This is a genomic window from Arthrobacter sp. ZGTC131, assembly GCF_002929275.1.
Classification (GTDB): domain Bacteria; phylum Actinomycetota; class Actinomycetes; order Actinomycetales; family Micrococcaceae; genus Arthrobacter.
The window spans coordinates 49,957-66,736 of the sequence record NZ_PJIK01000015.1 but is presented as its reverse complement, the minus strand read 5'-3'; the positions used below and the strand labels follow the sequence as shown (position 1 = coordinate 66,736).

Below are 16,780 nucleotides of genomic sequence, written 5' to 3'. Positions count from 1 at the left end.
AACAAGCTGCCGCTAATGGATACTCACGGGCTATTCGGAACCGTCAGGAACACGGATGGGTGGGAATCTTTTTCCTGCACATGAACACCCGGAGTAAGGTGGGCTGGTGGTCAACCCGGTGCACTTGAGGACTCTGCTTGAGGTCACGCGGCTGGGATCGTTCGCGGCCGCGGCAAGCCGGCTCGGCTACACCGCCTCCGCCGTGTCCCAGCAGATGTCAGCCCTGGAGCGCGATACCGGCGTTCACCTCTTCCAGCGATCGGCCAGGAGCGTGGTCCCCACCGAGGCCGCCACGGTAATGGCCAGGCACGCCGCCAAGGTCCTCACCGACATCGAAGCCCTGATGGCCGCCGCGTCCAAGACCCATGACACGACCAGCCAGGAACTCCGGCTGGGCATCTTTCCGAGCCTCGCAACGTACGTCCTGCCGAGAATCCTGAAGAACCCCGCGTGGAAGGGACTCGGCATCGACCTCAGGGTCTCCGTGGCCGAGCCCGCCCAGACCATCCAGGGGCTGCGCACCGGCGGAGACCTTGACGTGGCGCTCGTATACCAGGTGGGGCAGTCCGGGCTGGCCTGGCCGCACACCATCAACCGGCAGTGGATCGGCGATGACAACTTCCGTGTGGTCCTGCCCTCCGGCTGGGGATTCCGCACGGACGCCAAGGTTGCGGCCGATCACCTCTCGGACATGCCGTGGATCATGCACCACCCCGGTACGAGCGACGCCACCGTGATTGAGCGGCTCTTTGCCAGCTGCAACTTGCACCCCCGGGTGGTGGCTTACAGTGACGACTTCCACGCCAGCCTCGAAATGACGGCAGCCGGGCTGGGCGCTGCGCTGGTGCCGGAACTGGCACTGCGCCACCGCCCGGCAGGCGTAGTTGTGCTGGACGTTCCCGAGATCAGGCTGGCCCGCAACGTGTTCGCGCTGCTGATCAACGACAAGAAGACCGCCCGCGTGCAGCTGTTCGTGGACCTGCTGGCGGACACGCTGGGCAGCCTGGGGTCCTCAGATAAATAATGCCCGATGCTGGAATGCGGTGCTTTTCGGGTCTATGTTGAAGATATGACCAAGGTAGCGAGCCAGCACTTCGGAGTAATCGAACTCAACCACGGCAGGGACCACAACGTCGCCGCGGAGCATGAGCTGGCCGGCCAACGCCTTGAGCTCGACCTGAACATCAACGCGCATGACCGTTTCGACGAGGCGGCCATGCACAAGGTGGACTACCGGTTGCGCTACCTCCCCGAGCTTGTGGACGAGGTCCGCGAGATGATCGCCGAAGAGCTCGAGCAGGAGGGCACCAGCGCGCAGGAATACCTCCGCTTCCACTGCAACGCCATCAAGGACGAGCACCTGCAGAAGGTCTTCGGCGTCACGGACAAGAGCCAGCTCACCAATGCCGTGTTCCTGAAGGCGCTCAAGCTCGGCCACGTGGGCATCTTCCCCGGGCAGCCCGAGCGCTACTTCGTCCTCGACTTCACGCTCGGTTCCCACTTCACCGACGAAGTCCTGGTGGCGTCGGCGGACGAGGACGGCGTTGTCGACGACGAAATCGTCTGGGAGTCCTGAGCTCCCCCTAAGCAATTAAACGCCGACGGCGGGCGGGCACCCAAGGTGACCGCCCGCCGTCGGCGTCTCAAGCTCGATCAGCGGCTACGTCATATTCCTATTTTGCACCTTGGAGCAGTTCCGCGCGGACCGTCTTGGTGGCCGCGACGAGGTTGCGCAGGGACTCCTCAGTCTCGGCGTAGCCGCGGGTCTTCAGGCCGCAGTCCGGGTTGACCCAGAGCTGGCGGGACGGGACGTGCTTGACGGCGGTGCTCAGAAGTTCGGTGACTTCCTGCTCGCCCGGAACGCGCGGCGAGTGGATGTCGTAGACGCCCGGGCCGACACCGCGGCCGAAGCCGTGGGACTCGAGGTCGTGGACGACCTCCATGCGGGAGCGGGCGGCTTCGATGGAGGTCACGTCCGCGTCCAGTCCGTCGATGGCGTCGATGATGGCGCCGAACTCGGAGTAGCACAGGTGCGTGTGGATCTGGGTCGCATCGGCGGCGCCGGCGGTGGCCAAGCGGAACGAGTTCACGGACCAGTCCAGGTAGGCGGCCTGGTCAGCCTTGCGTAGCGGCAGGAGCTCACGCAGGGCGGGCTCGTCCACCTGGATGACCTTGATGCCGGCGGCCTCGAGGTCGGCGATTTCGTCGCGCAGCGCCAGGCCGACCTGGTTGGCGGTCTCGCCCAGCGGCTGGTCATCGCGGACGAAGGACCAGGCCAGGATGGTGACCGGACCGGTAAGCATGCCCTTCATCGGCTTGCTGGTCAGGGACTGGGCGTATTCTGCCCAGGCCACCGTGATGGGGGCGCTGCGGGTGACGTCGCCCCAGAGGATGGACGGGCGGGTGCAGCGTGAGCCGTAGGACTGGACCCAGCCGTGGACCGTGACGTCGAAGCCTTCGAGGTTCTCGGCGAAGTACTGGACCATGTCATTGCGCTCGGGCTCGCCGTGCACCAGGACGTCGTAGCCGAGCTCTTCCTGCAGCTCCACAACGCGCTTGATCTCGTCCTTCATGAGCTGCTCGTACTGCTCGTTGGTGAGGTCACCCTTGTTGTTGCGGGCACGGGCCGAACGGATTTCGGCGGTCTGCGGGAAGGAACCGATGGTGGTGGTGGGCAGCGGCGGCAGGTGCAGGGCCGTCTCCTGCGCGGCTTCGCGGACCGAGTACTCGGACCGGTTGAAGTCGGCCGGGGTCAGGGCCGTGGTGCGGGCCCGGACGTCGGCGCGCTGCACGCCCTCGGCGGCGGCGCGGGAGGCGATGATGCGGGTGGCTTCATCGATGGCCGGCTGCACCGCAGCGGCGTCCGTCAGCAGGCCCGCAAGGGTGACGACTTCAACAGCCTTCTGGTCGGCGAATGCCAGCCAGCTGCGGAGCTGCTCGGAGAGCTGCGCCTCTATCTCGACGTCGTGCGGGACGTGCTGGGTGGACGTGGAGGTGCTGATGGCCAGCTTGGCCACCGACTTCTTCAGTTCGGCGATCTTGTCCGCGGAGGCGGCAAGGTCATTGCGCCAGATGTTGTGGCCGTCCACGACGCCGGCAACCAGGGTCTTGCTCCCCAGTGCTGCCAGGGCGGCTGCGGAGGGAACGGCGCCCTTGAAGACGTCGATGTGCAGGGCGTCGATGTTGGTGGCGGCGAGGGTGCCGAGCTGGCCGTTCAGTGCACCGTACGGGGTGGAGACGAACAGCTGCGGACGCTCTGCAACGGCGGACAGGACCTCGTAGGTGCGGGCCACAGCGGCCTGGATCTCCCCGGCGGAGGTGTCCTGGTCAACCACCAGGGCGGGCTCGTCCAGCTGGACCCAGCTGGCGCCGGCGCCGGCGAGCTTCTGGAGCAGCGCGGCGTAGACCGGGAGGACGTCCTCGAGGCGGGACAGCGGGCTGAAGCCGGCCGGGGCGTCGTCGGAAGCCTTGCTCAGGAGCAGGAAGGTGACAGGGCCCACGATGTACGGGCGGGTCTCCACACCGTTGGCCAGGGCGTATTCGAACTCTTCGACGATGCGGTTGGAGGCCAGCGTGAAGTTGGTCTCCGGGCCGATTTCCGGCACGAGGTAGTGGTAGTTGGTGTCGAACCACTTGGTCATTTCCAGCGGCTGCTGTTCCTTGTTGCCGCGGGCGAGGGTGAAGTAACCGTCGATGTCCAGCTGGCCCTCTGCGTTCAGGAGGTTGCCGAAACGGGCGGGAACGGCGCCGAGGTGTGCAGCGGCGTCGAGCACCTGGTCGTAGAAGGAGAAGGTGCCGGGAACGGCTGCGGCTTCGGTCAGGCCCAGGCCCTGCAGGCGCTTGGCGGTGCCCAGCTGGATTTCCTTGGCGGCCGCGTCAAGGGCGGCGGCGTCGATCTTGCCGGCCCAGTAGGCTTCAACGGCCTTCTTCAGTTCGCGGCGGCGTCCGATGCGGGGGTAGCCCAGGATCGAGGCGGACGGGAAGGGAGTGGCCACGGCCGGGGTGTTCTGCTCAGTCATGTGAAATCCTTGGATACTTGGGAAGCTGTGAGTGTCTTGGGTGATCGGCTGGCGGTGGTGTCAGCTCGCGAGCTGGCGCCGGGCGATCGCGTTGAGGCGGCTGGCCGAACGTGCCGGCCGGGCAAGCGAGAGCTTGTCCAATACCTCCAGCGCGCTCTGGTGTTCGTTGAACGTGTACAGGTGGAGGCCGGGCGCTCCGGCATCCAGCGCCGCGTTGGCCAGGTCCACGGTGGCGCTGACACCGATGCGGAGACGATCGGCGTCCGAGTCGGCAGCGGCCAGCCGCTCGATGAGTTCAGGTGCCGGTTCGACGCCGGTCAGTTCGCCAAGGCGCTTGAGCCTGCGAAGGCTCGTCAGCGGCATGACGCCCGGGATGATCGGAATGGTGACGCCGGCACGGCGTGCCCTGGTGATCAGGTCCGCGTACTGCTCAGTGCGGAAGAAGACCTGGGTGATGGCAAAGTCGGCGCCTGAGCGCTGCTTGGCCAGCAGGACCTCGACGTCGTGGGCCTCGCTCGGCGACTCCGGGTGCCGTGTGGGGTAGGCGGCCACGCCGACCGCCACCTTGCCGGCGCAGAGCAGTGCCGAACGGCGCTGCTCCACTCGCCGGATGAGCTCGATGAGGTCCTGGGCGTAACGCAGCGAACCGCTGACGGGCTCTCCGCTGTCCTTGGGCTGGTCTCCGCGGAGGGCCAGAATGCCGCGCACCCCGGCGTCCAGCAGCTCGCCGATGATTTCGGCCAGCTCGGACGGGGTGTTGCCCACGCAGGTTAGGTGGGCCAGCGGACGGAGGGTGGTCTCCAGCACCAGGCGGTTGATGAGTTCGACGGCGGTGTCCCGGTTGGAGCCGCTGGCACCGTACGTGACGGACACGTAGTCGGGGTCAGTGCCCTCCAGCTCGCGGATGGTGGTCCAGAGCGTCTCGGCAGCCGCAGGGGAACGCGGCGGGAACAGCTCATAGGACAACGCTACGGGTGCGGTGTCGGAAAGATTCGGATGGGTGTCAATAAGGCTGGGTGGTGACATTTGCGTCCTTGGCTATGGGCCATTGAAGGCTGTGCTGCCGTGGCGGAAGCCCGTACAGCGTGCGGTCAATGAATTGAGTTTGGGGAACACGGAATGAACTTCGGCAGGGCGCAGCCGCGACTGTTACGCCTGAATAGAAGTTGGTCCGTGAGCAAATGTCAGGCCCACATGGGGGCACCCACACCCTCCTTGGCTGCCGGCTGGCGGCATATCCACAGCGGAGGATCGCTGACACGTTACCTCGGTAACTTGTATAGAACTCTAGGAGCCGCCCGTGGGTGCGTTCAAGTTGGCAACCGAATTAAGACGCATTCTTACGCCTGCGCCGTTGCGGTTTCAGAATAATCTTCGCCGGCAGGCTCCGCACGGCTGGTCTTGCGCTGCAGAAGCTCTTTTCAAACGCACAAATCTAGGCCATTATTTGTGCACGTCGTATCCGGATTCGCACACGGTCTCAGGTGAAGGAGGCCTTCTGGACGTTCCTCGGTGAACCGCCCCGAGAGACAGTATCCCGCGCCCTTTCAAGGAGCGGCGTAGCAACGTCCCCTTTGCAAGGCCGCGGGTTCACCAGCGCCGCACCGCGGCTGTTCTCCGCACCGGAGGGTGGTGCGGTGCCGTCGCTGGAAACCATCAAATTCCTACGGCGAAAGGCCACCGAGATGTTCCAGCCTTACAACAGATCAACGGTGATCAGTTCAGCTTGTGTGCTCGTTCTGGCGTTGACGACACTGACGTCGTGTGCAACGCAGGGAGGCACCACCCCGCCGGCAACGTCCAACGGGACGTCGGGGCCGGCGTCCCCCACGGAGTCGGCACCAGCGACGGGGACGACAGCGACGTCGGACCCAGCATCGCCGGGGGCCACGGGGACGGCCAATGCCGATGAGCTCTGCGGCCCGGGGTCGACCATTAATTTTGACTCCGGGGAATTCCAAGAGTCACCGAACCTGGACAATAAGTGGTTTTCCCTGAAGCCCGGGTCGCAGTACACCACAACGGGTGAAGTCAAGAGCGCTGACGCGACCACCAAGCGGACGGTCACGCACACCGTGACCGGGCTGACCAAGGTGATAGACGGCGTGAAGACGCTGGTCATGTGGGACCGTGACTACGCGGACGGCGAGCTGGTGGAATCCGAACTGGCCTTCTTTGCCCAGACCAAGAGCGGAACAGTCTGGCTCTTCGGCGAGTACCCGGAAGAGTTCGAAAACGGCAAGTTCATAGGCGCGCCCAACACCTTCATTCATTCGATTGACGAAGCCCAGGCGGGAATCGCCATGCAGGCTGAGCCGCGGACCGGAACCGCAGAATATGTTCAGGCGCACGCACCCAGCGTGGACTTCCTGGATTGCGGAAAGGTCTTGCAGGAGAATCAGCGCGTCTGCGTTCCGACGGGATGCTACGAAGACGTGCTGGTGATTGATGAACACAACCCCCTGGAACCGGCCGTAGGCCACCAGCGTAAGTTCTATTCAGCGGGCACAGGCCTGGTTAAGGTGACAGCCGTCGGCGGCGCGGACCAGGAGACCCTTGACCTGGTCAAGGTGGAACAGCTCTCCGACGCCAAGCTCAAAGAAGTCAACCAGGAGGCCATGAAGCTCGACGAGCACGCGTACACGGTAAGCAAGGACGTCTACGGCAAGACACCGAAGGCCGAAGTGACCACCGAGACCACCGGCGGTCAGTGAGCCCCTCAGCCTGTCCATCTAAGTGCAGGTCGGTTACTCCGACGACGGGTGTGCCCCGGCGATTCCGGTCGCCGGGGCACACCCTCCCCTTGGCCAAAGAACAGGTCTATCCTGATGCCATGACCCAGCTACCAGCCAGCTACGAGCAGTACCTTGTCGGCAAGGACCCCCGTTTTGTTGACACGGTCCGCCCGGTCCTCCTTCAGTCCGCAGCGGACCAACTACACGGCGTCCGGGTACTGTTCATACCCAGAGGCCACCAGGCGCATCTCGATGACACGATTCCCTACGGGACCATCGTCGAAGACATCGACTGACGCCTTAGCCCTCCAATAGCAGCCGCTGGGCGCGCGGCGCGAGTGTGTGCTCCAGTACAAGGCAGGCGGCGCCGATGGCTCCCACGTCCTCCCCGACTCCTGTGCCCACCACTTCGATGGCGTGAATGTTTCCTGCGTCGCTGTTCTGCTGGATCAGGTCCGGAACTAACTCCAGGTAACGCCGCGACAGGAGACTCCAGAACGGGCCGCCGAAGACGACGCGGTCCACGTCGAGGGTGTTGGCCACCACGGACGCCGCCCGTGCCACCAGCATCGCCGACTTATCAATGATTGCTGCAGCCGCACTGTTGCCGGCATCCGCGGCCTCGCACAGCTGGGCGAACCGTTCCTGCACCACGGAGCCTCCGGTCAGGGGACCGCCCGGCAGGATTCCTGCGGCCTGTGCCTCAGCCACCAGGACCTGCGGGATGCAGGAGGACTTCACGCAGCCGCGCAGGCCGCAGTCACAGGGCGGGCCGTCCGGATCGACGATGATGTGGCCGATTTCGCCGGCGTTTCCTGATGTGCCGCGGACAACCTCGTCGTTAAGGACAATGCCACAGCCGATCCCCGTGCCCATGTACATGAAGACGAAACTGCCGGCGCCGCTGGGGCCTCCCGCCCAGGTTTCCGCCACGGCTGCGCTGGTCACGTCCTTGTCCATGAGTACGGAAAGGCCCGTTGCGTCTGCCAGGGCATCGCGCAGCAGAACCCGGTCCCAGCCAACAAGGAGCGGCGGTTCAACCACTGCTCCGTTGTCGTGGTCGATCGGGCCGGGTGCCGCGATGCCCAGGCCGGCGATCTTCTCCCGGTCCACACCCGACGCTTCGACGAGCTTTTCAATCTCGGCGGCAATGGCGGCGATTACTTCTTCAGGGTTGCCGCTGTCCGGGGTCTTGACCCGCGAATGCAGCACCACTGCACCCACCAGGTCCAGGACGACAAATGTTGCGACGGCGGGATCCAGATGCACGCCCACGGCATACATTCCCGCAGGATTCAGCCGGAGGATGGTCCTCGGCTTTCCCGGCCCGCTCCCCTCCTTTCCGGCTTCCACGATGAGGCTCTGGTCCAGGAGCCGGCGGGAGATGTTCGAGATGGTCTGCGGGGACAGCCCGACAATCTGGGCCAGTTCGACACGGCTGAGGCCCCCGGATGACCGCCGGACGGCGTCCAAGATGACCGTCAAGTTGAAGTCACCCATGCGGGGCAGGTTAGTTCCGCGCCGCGGTGTGGGCTGGCGGATCTCAGTCAAGGATTCCCCTAAGCATCTTCGGTTGGCCAGTGTCGATGTCTGAATCGTACGTTACGTCCCGGTATACGGGTACGCCCACGCGCGGGCGGAATCGCGGAGGAGCGCCTGCCGCCGCTGCCGCTCAGCGTCCGTGTCTTTTGACGCTGGCGGACACCGTGAACTTGGAGTTTCTTCCCTGAACGGAGGTCGGCCCGACCAGCCTTTCAAGGGCCGGCACGTAGTGAAGATGGCTGTTGAACACAGTCCAGAGCTCACCGCCGGGGGCAAGAACGCGGGCTGCTGCCTCGAACATCTTGATCCCGGCCCCGGCGTGGACACTGGCCCCGAGATGAAAAGGCGGATTCAGCAGGATGAGCCCGGCGCTAGCCGCAGGAACGGAACTCATGGCATCGTCCTGGAGAACCGTGATCTGCCGGCCCAGGCCATTCGCCGCGGCTGTGGCCCGCGCTGACGCGACCGCCGCGGCCGACTGGTCCGTGGCGATCACCGCCGAATCCGGATGCCGGCGCGCGTACATGGCGGCCAGGATCCCGGTTCCGCAGCCCAGATCCACAGCGGTCCCTGCTGCGGGAATCTTCGGGAGGAACTCCAGCAGGTAGCGCGTTCCGATGTCGAGTTTGGTGCCGGCAAAAACGGCTCCGTGCGCGCACACCTGCAGATCGAGCTCATCGTTGTGCTCCGTCACCGGATACGGCGGGGCCGGTTCGACGGGTTTTGGCTCCGAGGCCAGAAGAACCCGCGACTTCTGCCGGGCCAGCTGGGGCTGGACCGTTTCGAAGAACCGCCCGAGTACGGCGTTCATGCCCAGGGACATGTGCTTGACCCGACCTCCGGCGAACAGCACGGCGCCCTTGGGCGCATGACGCGCAACGGCGTCGGAAATCTCCTCGAGTTCGGCGAGCGTCTTGGGCAGCTGCAGCAGAATGACATCCACGTCCGCGAGCAGCTCCGCGCCCAGCGGCAACTGCTCAAAGCCCCCGGCGATGCCGAGTGCCCCCGCATTGTGCCGGAGCGCCCGCTCGCCGGTGACGAGGTCCTGGTACACGCGGACCTGCGGCGCGGGAACCGTGCCAGCGCCTCCCAGCAGTCCCAGCGTCAGCGCTCCGTAGCGGTCTCCGATCACGGCGACCCTGCTTTGCGGTGTCAGGAGATCCGCCACGGTGTCCAGCAGTAGTGTGTCGGTGGCGTCCCACGCCTGCAGGTTGGCCGCCTCCACGTCCGGGTATCTCCGCAACCTGCCCAGAAGCTGCCCAAGACTGTTCTCTACCACGTTTTGCCGCCGCCTCTTCCCTGCTGGTTGTTCGCATAAGTTCGCCTGTCGCCGGCCCGGCAGGCTCTTGGGCAAACTTACCGTGAATCCAGCTCAGGCGGGCTCCGCCGCCAGCAGCTTCAGGAGTTCCGCGACGGCGGCCCGGCCTGCGCGGTTGGCGCCGATGGTGGATGACGACGGCCCGTAGCCCACGAGGTGCACCCGGGGCTCCGCCGCCACCCGGGTGCCGTCCATGGCGATGCCGCCGCCGGGCCCGCGCAGGTGCAGCGGTGCCAGGTGTTCCAGCTCGGCGCGGAAGCCCGTGGCCCAGAGGATCACGTCAGCGGCGAGCAGACTGCCGTCTGACAGCCGGACGCCGTCGGGCTCTATGCCGGTGAACATGGGGCGGCGTTCCAGCACACCGCGCGCGGCTGCTGCCCGGAGCGCCGGGGTCCAGATGAGACCGGTGGCGGCCACGACGCTCTGCGGCGGCAGCCCCCGGCGCACGCGGTCCTCCACGAGGGCGACGGCGTCATGGCCTGCCTGACGGTCGAACGCCGCCTCCCGCCAGACGGGCTCGCGCCGCGTGAACCAGCTGGTAGACGTCACCTTTGAGATCTCGTCGAGCAGCCCGACGGCGGAAATGCCGCCGCCCACGACAATGACGTGCAGTCCCCGGAACTCTTCGGCCGAGACATAGTCTGCAACGTGGAGCTGGCGCCCCCTGAACGTGAACTGACCGGGATAGATCGGCCAGAAGGGCCTGGTCCAGGTTCCCGTGGCGTTGATGACAGCGCGCGCCGACCATCCGCCGTCGGACGTCGTGATCCTCAGCCGTCCCGCGGGATCGGCGTCCTCGCGCTCGACGGCGATCGCCTTGACGGGCCGTTCGACGACGATGCCGAGTTCACGCTCATAGCCAGCAAAGTAGCGGGTCAGGAATGCCGAGCTGGGTTCGGCCGGATCAACGTCCGGCTGCGGGATGCCGGGGAGGTCGCTGATTCCGTTGACTGTGGCCATCCGCAGGGTCTTCCAGCGGTGCCGCCAGGCGCCGCCCGGGCCGTCCTCGGCGTCCAGCACCGCGTAGGTTCGCCGGGTTAGGCTGTCCGGGCCGGCCTCGGCGGCTCCGCCTTGAGCGGGCGCGAACCCGCGGCGCGCGAGGTGGTACGCGGCGGACAGGCCGGCCTGGCCCGCGCCGATGACCACAATGTCGGCAACCCTTCCGGAATTATGCACGCCGGTTCCCGCAACCTGTCCCTAGACCTTCTTCACCACGCTGGATTTGAGCTGCATCGGACCCACGCCGTCCACCTTGCAGTCGATGTCGTGGTCCCCCACTCCGTCCAGTAGGCGGATGCCACGCACTTTGGTGCCCACTTTGATGACGCTGGAGCTTCCCTTGATCTTGAGGTCCTTGACGACGGTGACGGTGTCGCCGTCGGCCAGCACGTTGCCCACCGCGTCCCTTATGACCTGCTCCCCCGGTTCATCTGTTTCCACCGGCACGGACGACCATTCATGGCCGCATTCCGGACAGACCAGGAGGGCGCCTATCCCGTACGTGTACTCGCTGGAGCATTCGGGGCAGGGAGGAAGGGTCTCGTTCACGTCCCCATGTTAGTAGGCGCACCCCGTCAGGGGCCTGTGCCTTTTGAGAGCCACCAGACGATCTTGATCCGAAGATTGGCGAAAGCTTCCTCGGTCTTGAGGTCGCCGCGCGAACGTGTTTCATAGGCGCACAGCAGGGTGCGCAGGCTGATGGATGGGCGCGATGATGCAACTGGCAACACGAGGCGGTGCGGTGTGACGGGCGGGGACGACGTTCCGGTGCTGGACAGCGGCCCGCTGCAGAACCTCGCGGATGAGGTCGGACCTGCTTTTGCGCAGGCGTTCATCGACGACTACCTGCAGATGCTGCCCGGCCGTGCGGCGAAGATCCTGCACGGACTCGCCGGCGGGGATCTGCGGGCGGCCCGTGATGCCGTAGTCAGCCTGAGAGCCACGTCGGCGATGGCGGGCGCCCTACGGCTTGAACGCTGCTGCCGGGAACTTGAATTCCGGATCCGGCGGGGGCAGAGGCTGGACCCGCTGACCGTCAAGGCGTTGCTGTACGCGAACATCCGGCTTGTGGTCCGTGAGGCCGCGCGCCAGGGACACATCCCGCAGCCCCGGTCAACGGGTCGCGCCGCGGAGTGACTCCTTCGCTGGCGTCATTCATTCGTCCCGTGTGGTCACCACCGGCGAGTGGGCGTTTCCTTTAAACCGGAAGGGTACGTCGGCGTGCGATGTTCTATCGCGAGCGCCAAGAAATGATGCAATCGATTCGCTCAGCCGAGCGGTACCTTCACTGGCGTGAAACTGTACGGACCCCCGCACTCGCGGCCGTAGGGATACTCCCCGGTGGGCTCCGTTTCGATCGGAAATGTGCGGGCAACGCGGGAACCACCGGAAGAAAGCGCCGCTTCAACGTGGACAGTCCTCACGCTGGCGGGTGGGACGAGGTATGGGGCTGCCTGGGGCACCAACCACTTGCCATCGTGGCTTTTGGCCACCGGCGCTGGAGTGCAGCCCTCCTCGAAGCAAGCTGCGATCAACGACGGTTCATGTGAAAACTGGAGCTCCAGTGGGCCGACGTAGCCATATCCGATTGCCGGGCACACCCCGCTCCCTGGCCGGCTCAACAGCAACAGTGCCAAGGCCACAACGGCGGCACCGACGCCAAGGCCGATTAGAAGTAAACCGCGAGGCTTCATGGTGCGAGCCTAGCCCCAGTGGTCTTACGAATAGTGATTTGCGTTACATCAAATAGAACGTAGGATGTGCAAGTCAGGCCATGGGGGTGAGCGACTGCCGTGCAGGCGGAGGTGTCGCACCTGACGAGCATCCCTGAGGCCAGGCGACAAGACACTTCTTCAGCCGATGGGACCCACACGAATGCAATCCGTCCAGGACCCCCCAACGGCGGCCAACGTTTCCGTCGACCTCATCAGCAAAGGGATCGTCCGGATCACCCTGAATCCAGGCGCCCGCATGACTGCTGAAGACGGCGCCCACGCCAGGGAGAGTCTTCTGGCCATCACAGGAGGCGAACCCTCCGTCGTGCTGCTTCAGATCACCGGAGTCGGCTCCGTCAGCAGGGAGGCGATCAGTGTCTACAGTGAAGCCGCCACCGTTACAGCATTCGCCATTCTGGGTTCAACTCCGGTGGACCGCGTCATCGCCCATGGACTCCTCGGACTCCCCAGGCCTCAGTGCCCGACCCAGTACTTCACGGACGCGCAGGAAGCCATGCACTGGCTGGCTGTGAAGTCCCGCGCCGCGACCGCTGGATAATTCCACTCACGATAGCGTGAGGGCTCTTGCTTGCCGTGGAGTGTGCCCCACCGGGAGTCAGGTGACAGAATGCCACCGGCGGGAACCTGCTCGTTGCAGAGTCGTCCTAGTGACCGCGCCGTCGACCGACGGAACTCCCTGGGCCCGGGGCTGCCTGACCCCGGTGTGACCGGATTGTGCCCGAAGGAGCCGAAGCCTCCGCCGGAACGGCTCCCCACGGTGCCCCGAGGACATGTCCCGGATGAGGCCGGTCCCGGCAACCTCCCGAATGAGACCGATACCGGCCGCCGCCTGCCGCTTTGTGGGAAAGGTCTCTGACACGGCCAGGAGTTCGCCTGACGGGCCTCGGAGCCGAGTGCGGAATCCCCCATCGGGGGCGTCGATAATTTCGAAGTACCCGGACATGCTGCGCCTCCGTTTCTGCTCTTGAAGAGGACGGGCGGGGTCTGCTGTCCACTCTCGGCCATAATAAGTCCGCGCGGCAGCAGGATGCTCAGAAATAAGGACACTGCCTTATCAACGGCTCACTAGGTGCCTTCAATTGCCGCTAGCTTGGCACCGCCGGCACCGTGATTGCTGACATATAACACCCACTGGTGCACCATGAGGGATCGCGGAAAGGGCAGGTGTGCGTCAACTAGCGATCACAGAATGCCGCCACCAAGAGATCAAATCCACATTGGGATCAGTCTTCGTAGCAGTCCGACAAACGGTCGTTTGTAGAGACTTCAACCGTGCAGCAGGCTCTCGTAAGATCTCTCGCGCGGGACTCAGGTGGGCTGGATGGGGCCCGGCCTGTGCTCTTGGAGCACGAGCGCCAACAGGCCCGGGAAGCGGCGGTCGAGCTCGTCACTGCGGAGCCAGTTTCGGTGCCGGGTACCCTCCGCTTCCTGCTTGATGATGCCCGTCTCCCGAAGAACGCGCCAATGGCGCGTCAGCGCCGACTTCGAAACGCCGTAGTCAGAACCGCTACAAGCCCTGCCAGGATCCCTGGCGATGGAGTACACGATCGCCCGTCGGACAGGGTCAGCCAACGCCGACATGACCTCGAACAGATCGATATCTTCCTCCGCAGGAATGGTCAGTGGGTTCGCCAAACGACTAGCCATGATCCTCCTCCCTAATTTCGAGCGTTGATGGAGCCTATGTACACATTGGAGCGTACATAGGCTACGGTAGATGTACGCACTAACACGTACATTATGCCCGATCACGTGACCAGCTGGTCGCCAACGTGAGGCGGGTAAGTCAGAACTACAGGAGAAACACGACATGAAAATTTCCGTAATCGGCGCCGGAGCCATCGGCGGCAACCTCGCACGCCGGCTCAGCGAAGCCGCACACGACGTTCTTATCGTGGACGCCCGCGGCCCCGAGGTCGTCGCCACCGAGGTACTCGCTGCAGGTGCCCGTGCAGCCGACCCGGATGCCGCAATCGAGGACCGCAACGTGATCGTTTTGTCGATCCCTTTCTCGAAGCAGCCAGAACTCGCTGACCTCCTCGCGAAGGCCGCCGATGACACAGTGATCGTCGACACCTCGAACTACTACCCCTTCATGAACGGCGCCGTCGACGCAGTCGACAACGGCCAGGTCGAGAGCCTCTGGACCGCAGAGCAGCTCGGCCGGCCAATTGTGAAGGCGTGGAACGCAGCGCTTGCCGCAACGCAGCAGACGAAGGGGCGCCCCGCTGGGGCACCGGATCGCATCGCTATCCCAGTCGCGGCCGATTCGGACGTGGCCCGCAGGACGGTCATGCAGCTGGTCGACGATACGGGCTTCGATCCGTTCGATGCCGGCGTCCTCGCTGAGTCGTGGCGCCAGCAACCCGGCACTCCCGCATATTGCACCGAACTTAACCTTGAGGAGCTCGGCCAGGCTCTTGCCGCGGCGGAGAAAGACAAGGCGCCTATCACCCGCGATCGACTGATGGAGCACTTCGGCTCACTCACGGAAGCACCGTCCCTGGATGAGACCGTGGCGATTAACCGCGCCGCGCACGACTGACAACCGCCCCCGACAGAACACGCTGCAGTCGGCCCGGGCCCTACTTCGGCCGGGGCGACTCCACATATCTAATGGCATCGCGGGGCTTGCAGCATCCGACCACACATCGGCATCGCCGCCGACATCAATGTGTTCGGGGTGATCCGTCTGACCAACGCCGTCCTTCCGATCATGCGGGCACAGAAAGCGGCCGCATCGTAAACCTGTCATCGGTCGTCGGGATCGTGCCGCAACCGTATGGCCGTGTACGCGGCAACGAAGCACGCCGTGGAGGGGTACTCCGAGTCCCTCGATCACGAGCTCCGCGAGTTCGGCATGCGGGTCACCCTGGTCGAGCCGGCATGGACTAACACCTCACGTCTGCATCCCTGTCCAGGCCGTCCATGGCGTCCAGCACCTCGAATAGCAAGGGCTGCGGTCCGTGCCCGAAGCTGTGGTCGTCGGCAATCAGGCCGCAGTCTTCAAACGACGATGGACGGTTGCAGCGCTCATTGTCGGCCGTTCAGGACGCAAGAAGGAGCGCCACCAGCGTGTACTGGGGGCGCTCCTTTATGGGTTGACTCGGTGCCGGGTGCTGTTTAGCCGAGCAGGGTGGTGATGAGTCTGATTGAGGAGGCGATGATGGCGATGAGGCCGATGGCGCCGAAGAGGTTGTGCCACCATTTGTTGCGGAGCTCACCCATGATGGAGCGCCTGTTGGCCATGATGATGATCAGCACGCCGAGCAGTGGGGCGATGAGGACCGTGAGGGACTGGGCGATGACGATCAGGCCTACGGGTGAGGCCTGGAACGAGAGGGTGATGATCAGGCCGAAGGCCAGGATGACTCCTGTGAAGATGCGGGCGGTGGGTGATCCTGCCTGGGCTCCGCGGCCGAGGGCGTCCGAGAGCATGGTGCCACCGGCGGTGGCGTTGGCAATCATGGATGAGAAGGCTGCTCCGGAGAGGCCGAGGGCGAACACCATCGCGCCGACTGGACCTGCCAGGGGCGTGAAGACGGAGGCGAGGGCGTTAATGGTTCCTGCTTCGGCGCCGGTTTTGCCGAGCACGGCGGCGGCGACCATGATGACGAGGGCGGTCATGATGCCGGGGGCGACGATGCCGGGAATGGTGTCGACGAGGGTGATGTCGCGGTAGTCGGCGCGGGTGCGGCGGTGTTCCTTGATGCCGTAAGAGGTGTAGAAGGCGGCGTTGATGGAGAAGTTGGTGCCGACCAAGGCGACGATGAGGATTTCACTTCCTGGCGGCAGGCTTGGAACCATGCCTTCCATGGACCGGTACCAGTCGGGTTGGGCTACCACGGTGCTGGCAATGAAAGCCAGGCCCATGAGAACGACGATGACCAGAAGGGCTTTTTCCACAATTCCGTAGACGTTGCGGAAGGCCAAGACGAAGCCGACGGCGGCGGTGCAGACCACGGTCCAGAGGACTGGGGAGCCGCCGAAAATCAGTGAGAGTCCCAGGCCTGATCCGACGGCGTTGCCGACGGAGAACATGAGCGTGATTCCGAAGACTCCGAATCCTGCCAGCACGCCGACCCATTTGCCGAGGTGGTCTTTGATAGAGGTGATCAGGGAGGTGGGGGTCGCGATGCCGAGGCGGACGCTCATGTCGGTGAAGAAGATCATCAGGATGGTGGAGACGGCGATGACCCAGACTAGGGTGTAGTCGAATCGGCTGCCGGCCTGGACTGCGGTGGTGAGGTTGCCGGGTCCGAATTGCCAGGCTCCGACCACGAAGGCCGGGCCCATGAGGGCGAGGTATCCGAGGAAGGTCCGACGTTTGGCCGGTGCGGCCGGAGCCAGGTTGTTCTCGGGGTTGACCGTCTGTCCTCGGCGATGGTGCGGTGAGGCGATGGTCCGGTTCGGCTCGCTCATTGCGAGTCC

The 16,780-nt window shown here is 64.8% G+C and carries 15 protein-coding genes and 3 pseudogenes; 8 read left to right on the top strand and 10 right to left on the bottom strand.

Annotated elements, in window-relative coordinates:
• Positions 1-106: 106 nt before the first annotated feature.
• The gene (locus CXQ90_RS17285; protein ID WP_104140595.1) at positions 107-1,024 is read left to right on the top strand and encodes a LysR family transcriptional regulator; all 918 of its coding nucleotides are present in this window, start codon (positions 107-109) and stop codon (positions 1,022-1,024) included.
• Between the two features lie 45 nt (positions 1,025-1,069).
• Positions 1,070-1,576, top strand: a complete 507-nt coding sequence (locus CXQ90_RS17280) for a DUF2004 domain-containing protein (RefSeq protein WP_104140594.1) — start codon at positions 1,070-1,072, stop codon at positions 1,574-1,576.
• Positions 1,577-1,673: 97 nt separating this feature from the next.
• Here CXQ90_RS17280 and metE read toward each other — a convergent pair whose 3' ends face one another.
• A complete protein-coding gene (gene metE, locus CXQ90_RS17275; RefSeq protein WP_104140593.1) occupies positions 1,674-4,019 on the bottom strand; it encodes a 5-methyltetrahydropteroyltriglutamate--homocysteine S-methyltransferase in 2,346 nt (781 codons plus the stop codon).
• Between the two features lie 60 nt (positions 4,020-4,079).
• Positions 4,080-5,045, bottom strand: coding sequence for a methylenetetrahydrofolate reductase (locus CXQ90_RS17270; RefSeq protein WP_104140592.1), 966 nt, complete (start codon positions 5,043-5,045; stop codon positions 4,080-4,082).
• Between the two features lie 686 nt (positions 5,046-5,731).
• Here CXQ90_RS17270 and CXQ90_RS17265 point away from each other — a divergent pair.
• Both CXQ90_RS17265 and CXQ90_RS17260 read left to right on the top strand, forming a co-directional pair.
• Positions 5,732-6,733 carry a hypothetical protein gene (locus tag CXQ90_RS17265; RefSeq protein WP_258064576.1) on the top strand — a complete coding sequence of 334 codons (1,002 nt, stop codon included), beginning with the start codon at positions 5,732-5,734 and terminating at the stop codon, positions 6,731-6,733.
• A 119-nt stretch (positions 6,734-6,852) separates the two neighbouring features.
• Positions 6,853-7,050 carry a hypothetical protein gene (locus tag CXQ90_RS17260; RefSeq protein ID WP_104140591.1) on the top strand — a complete coding sequence of 66 codons (198 nt, stop codon included), beginning with the start codon at positions 6,853-6,855 and terminating at the stop codon, positions 7,048-7,050.
• 4 nt (positions 7,051-7,054) lie between these two features.
• On the opposite strand, the gene CXQ90_RS17255 is transcribed toward CXQ90_RS17260, so the two are convergent.
• The 4 genes from CXQ90_RS17255 to CXQ90_RS17240 form a co-directional block, all read right to left on the bottom strand.
• Positions 7,055-8,254: an ROK family protein gene (locus CXQ90_RS17255; RefSeq protein WP_104140590.1), complete on the bottom strand. Its 1,200-nt coding sequence runs from the start codon at positions 8,252-8,254 to the stop codon at positions 7,055-7,057.
• Positions 8,255-8,426: 172 nt separating this feature from the next.
• Entirely contained in the window at positions 8,427-9,575 is a 1,149-nt protein-coding gene (locus CXQ90_RS17250; RefSeq protein ID WP_104140589.1) for a class I SAM-dependent methyltransferase, read from the bottom strand.
• Between the two features lie 93 nt (positions 9,576-9,668).
• Positions 9,669-10,790 (bottom strand): NAD(P)/FAD-dependent oxidoreductase, encoded by a 1,122-nt coding sequence (locus CXQ90_RS17245; protein ID WP_258064575.1) that lies wholly within the window; start codon positions 10,788-10,790, stop codon positions 9,669-9,671.
• 21 nt (positions 10,791-10,811) lie between these two features.
• Complete coding sequence (locus CXQ90_RS17240) at positions 10,812-11,162, bottom strand: zinc ribbon domain-containing protein YjdM (RefSeq protein WP_104140588.1); 351 nt, start codon at positions 11,160-11,162, stop codon at positions 10,812-10,814.
• Positions 11,163-11,357: 195 nt separating this feature from the next.
• Here CXQ90_RS17240 and CXQ90_RS17235 point away from each other — a divergent pair, with 195 nt between their 5' ends.
• Entirely contained in the window at positions 11,358-11,750 is a 393-nt protein-coding gene (locus CXQ90_RS17235; RefSeq protein ID WP_104140587.1) for an Hpt domain-containing protein, read from the top strand.
• A gap of 738 nt (positions 11,751-12,488) precedes the next feature.
• Positions 12,489-12,887 (top strand): hypothetical protein, encoded by a 399-nt coding sequence (locus tag CXQ90_RS17230; RefSeq protein ID WP_104140586.1) that lies wholly within the window; start codon positions 12,489-12,491, stop codon positions 12,885-12,887.
• A gap of 57 nt (positions 12,888-12,944) precedes the next feature.
• Here CXQ90_RS17230 and CXQ90_RS23185 read toward each other — a convergent pair whose 3' ends face one another.
• Together CXQ90_RS23185 and CXQ90_RS17220 are read right to left on the bottom strand one after the other, a co-directional pair.
• Positions 12,945-13,292: a YegP family protein gene (locus CXQ90_RS23185; protein WP_104140585.1), complete on the bottom strand. Its 348-nt coding sequence runs from the start codon at positions 13,290-13,292 to the stop codon at positions 12,945-12,947.
• A gap of 365 nt (positions 13,293-13,657) precedes the next feature.
• Positions 13,658-13,996 (bottom strand): helix-turn-helix transcriptional regulator, encoded by a 339-nt coding sequence (locus tag CXQ90_RS17220; RefSeq protein ID WP_104140584.1) that lies wholly within the window; start codon positions 13,994-13,996, stop codon positions 13,658-13,660.
• 148 nt (positions 13,997-14,144) lie between these two features.
• Between CXQ90_RS17220 and CXQ90_RS17215 the strand changes: the two are divergent.
• Both CXQ90_RS17215 and CXQ90_RS23230 read left to right on the top strand, forming a co-directional pair.
• Positions 14,145-14,894 (top strand): annotated as a pseudogene (locus CXQ90_RS17215) (NADPH-dependent F420 reductase); the annotation flags it as partial.
• Between the two features lie 237 nt (positions 14,895-15,131).
• Positions 15,132-15,194 (top strand): annotated as a pseudogene (locus CXQ90_RS23230) (hypothetical protein); the annotation flags it as partial.
• A 55-nt stretch (positions 15,195-15,249) separates the two neighbouring features.
• On the opposite strand, the pseudogene CXQ90_RS23180 reads toward CXQ90_RS23230, so the two are convergent.
• Positions 15,250-15,382 (bottom strand): annotated as a pseudogene (locus CXQ90_RS23180) (ATP-binding protein); the annotation flags it as partial.
• Between the two features lie 90 nt (positions 15,383-15,472).
• Complete coding sequence (locus CXQ90_RS17205) at positions 15,473-16,771, bottom strand: Nramp family divalent metal transporter (RefSeq protein WP_219816702.1); 1,299 nt, start codon at positions 16,769-16,771, stop codon at positions 15,473-15,475.
• Positions 16,772-16,780 lie beyond the last annotated feature (9 nt).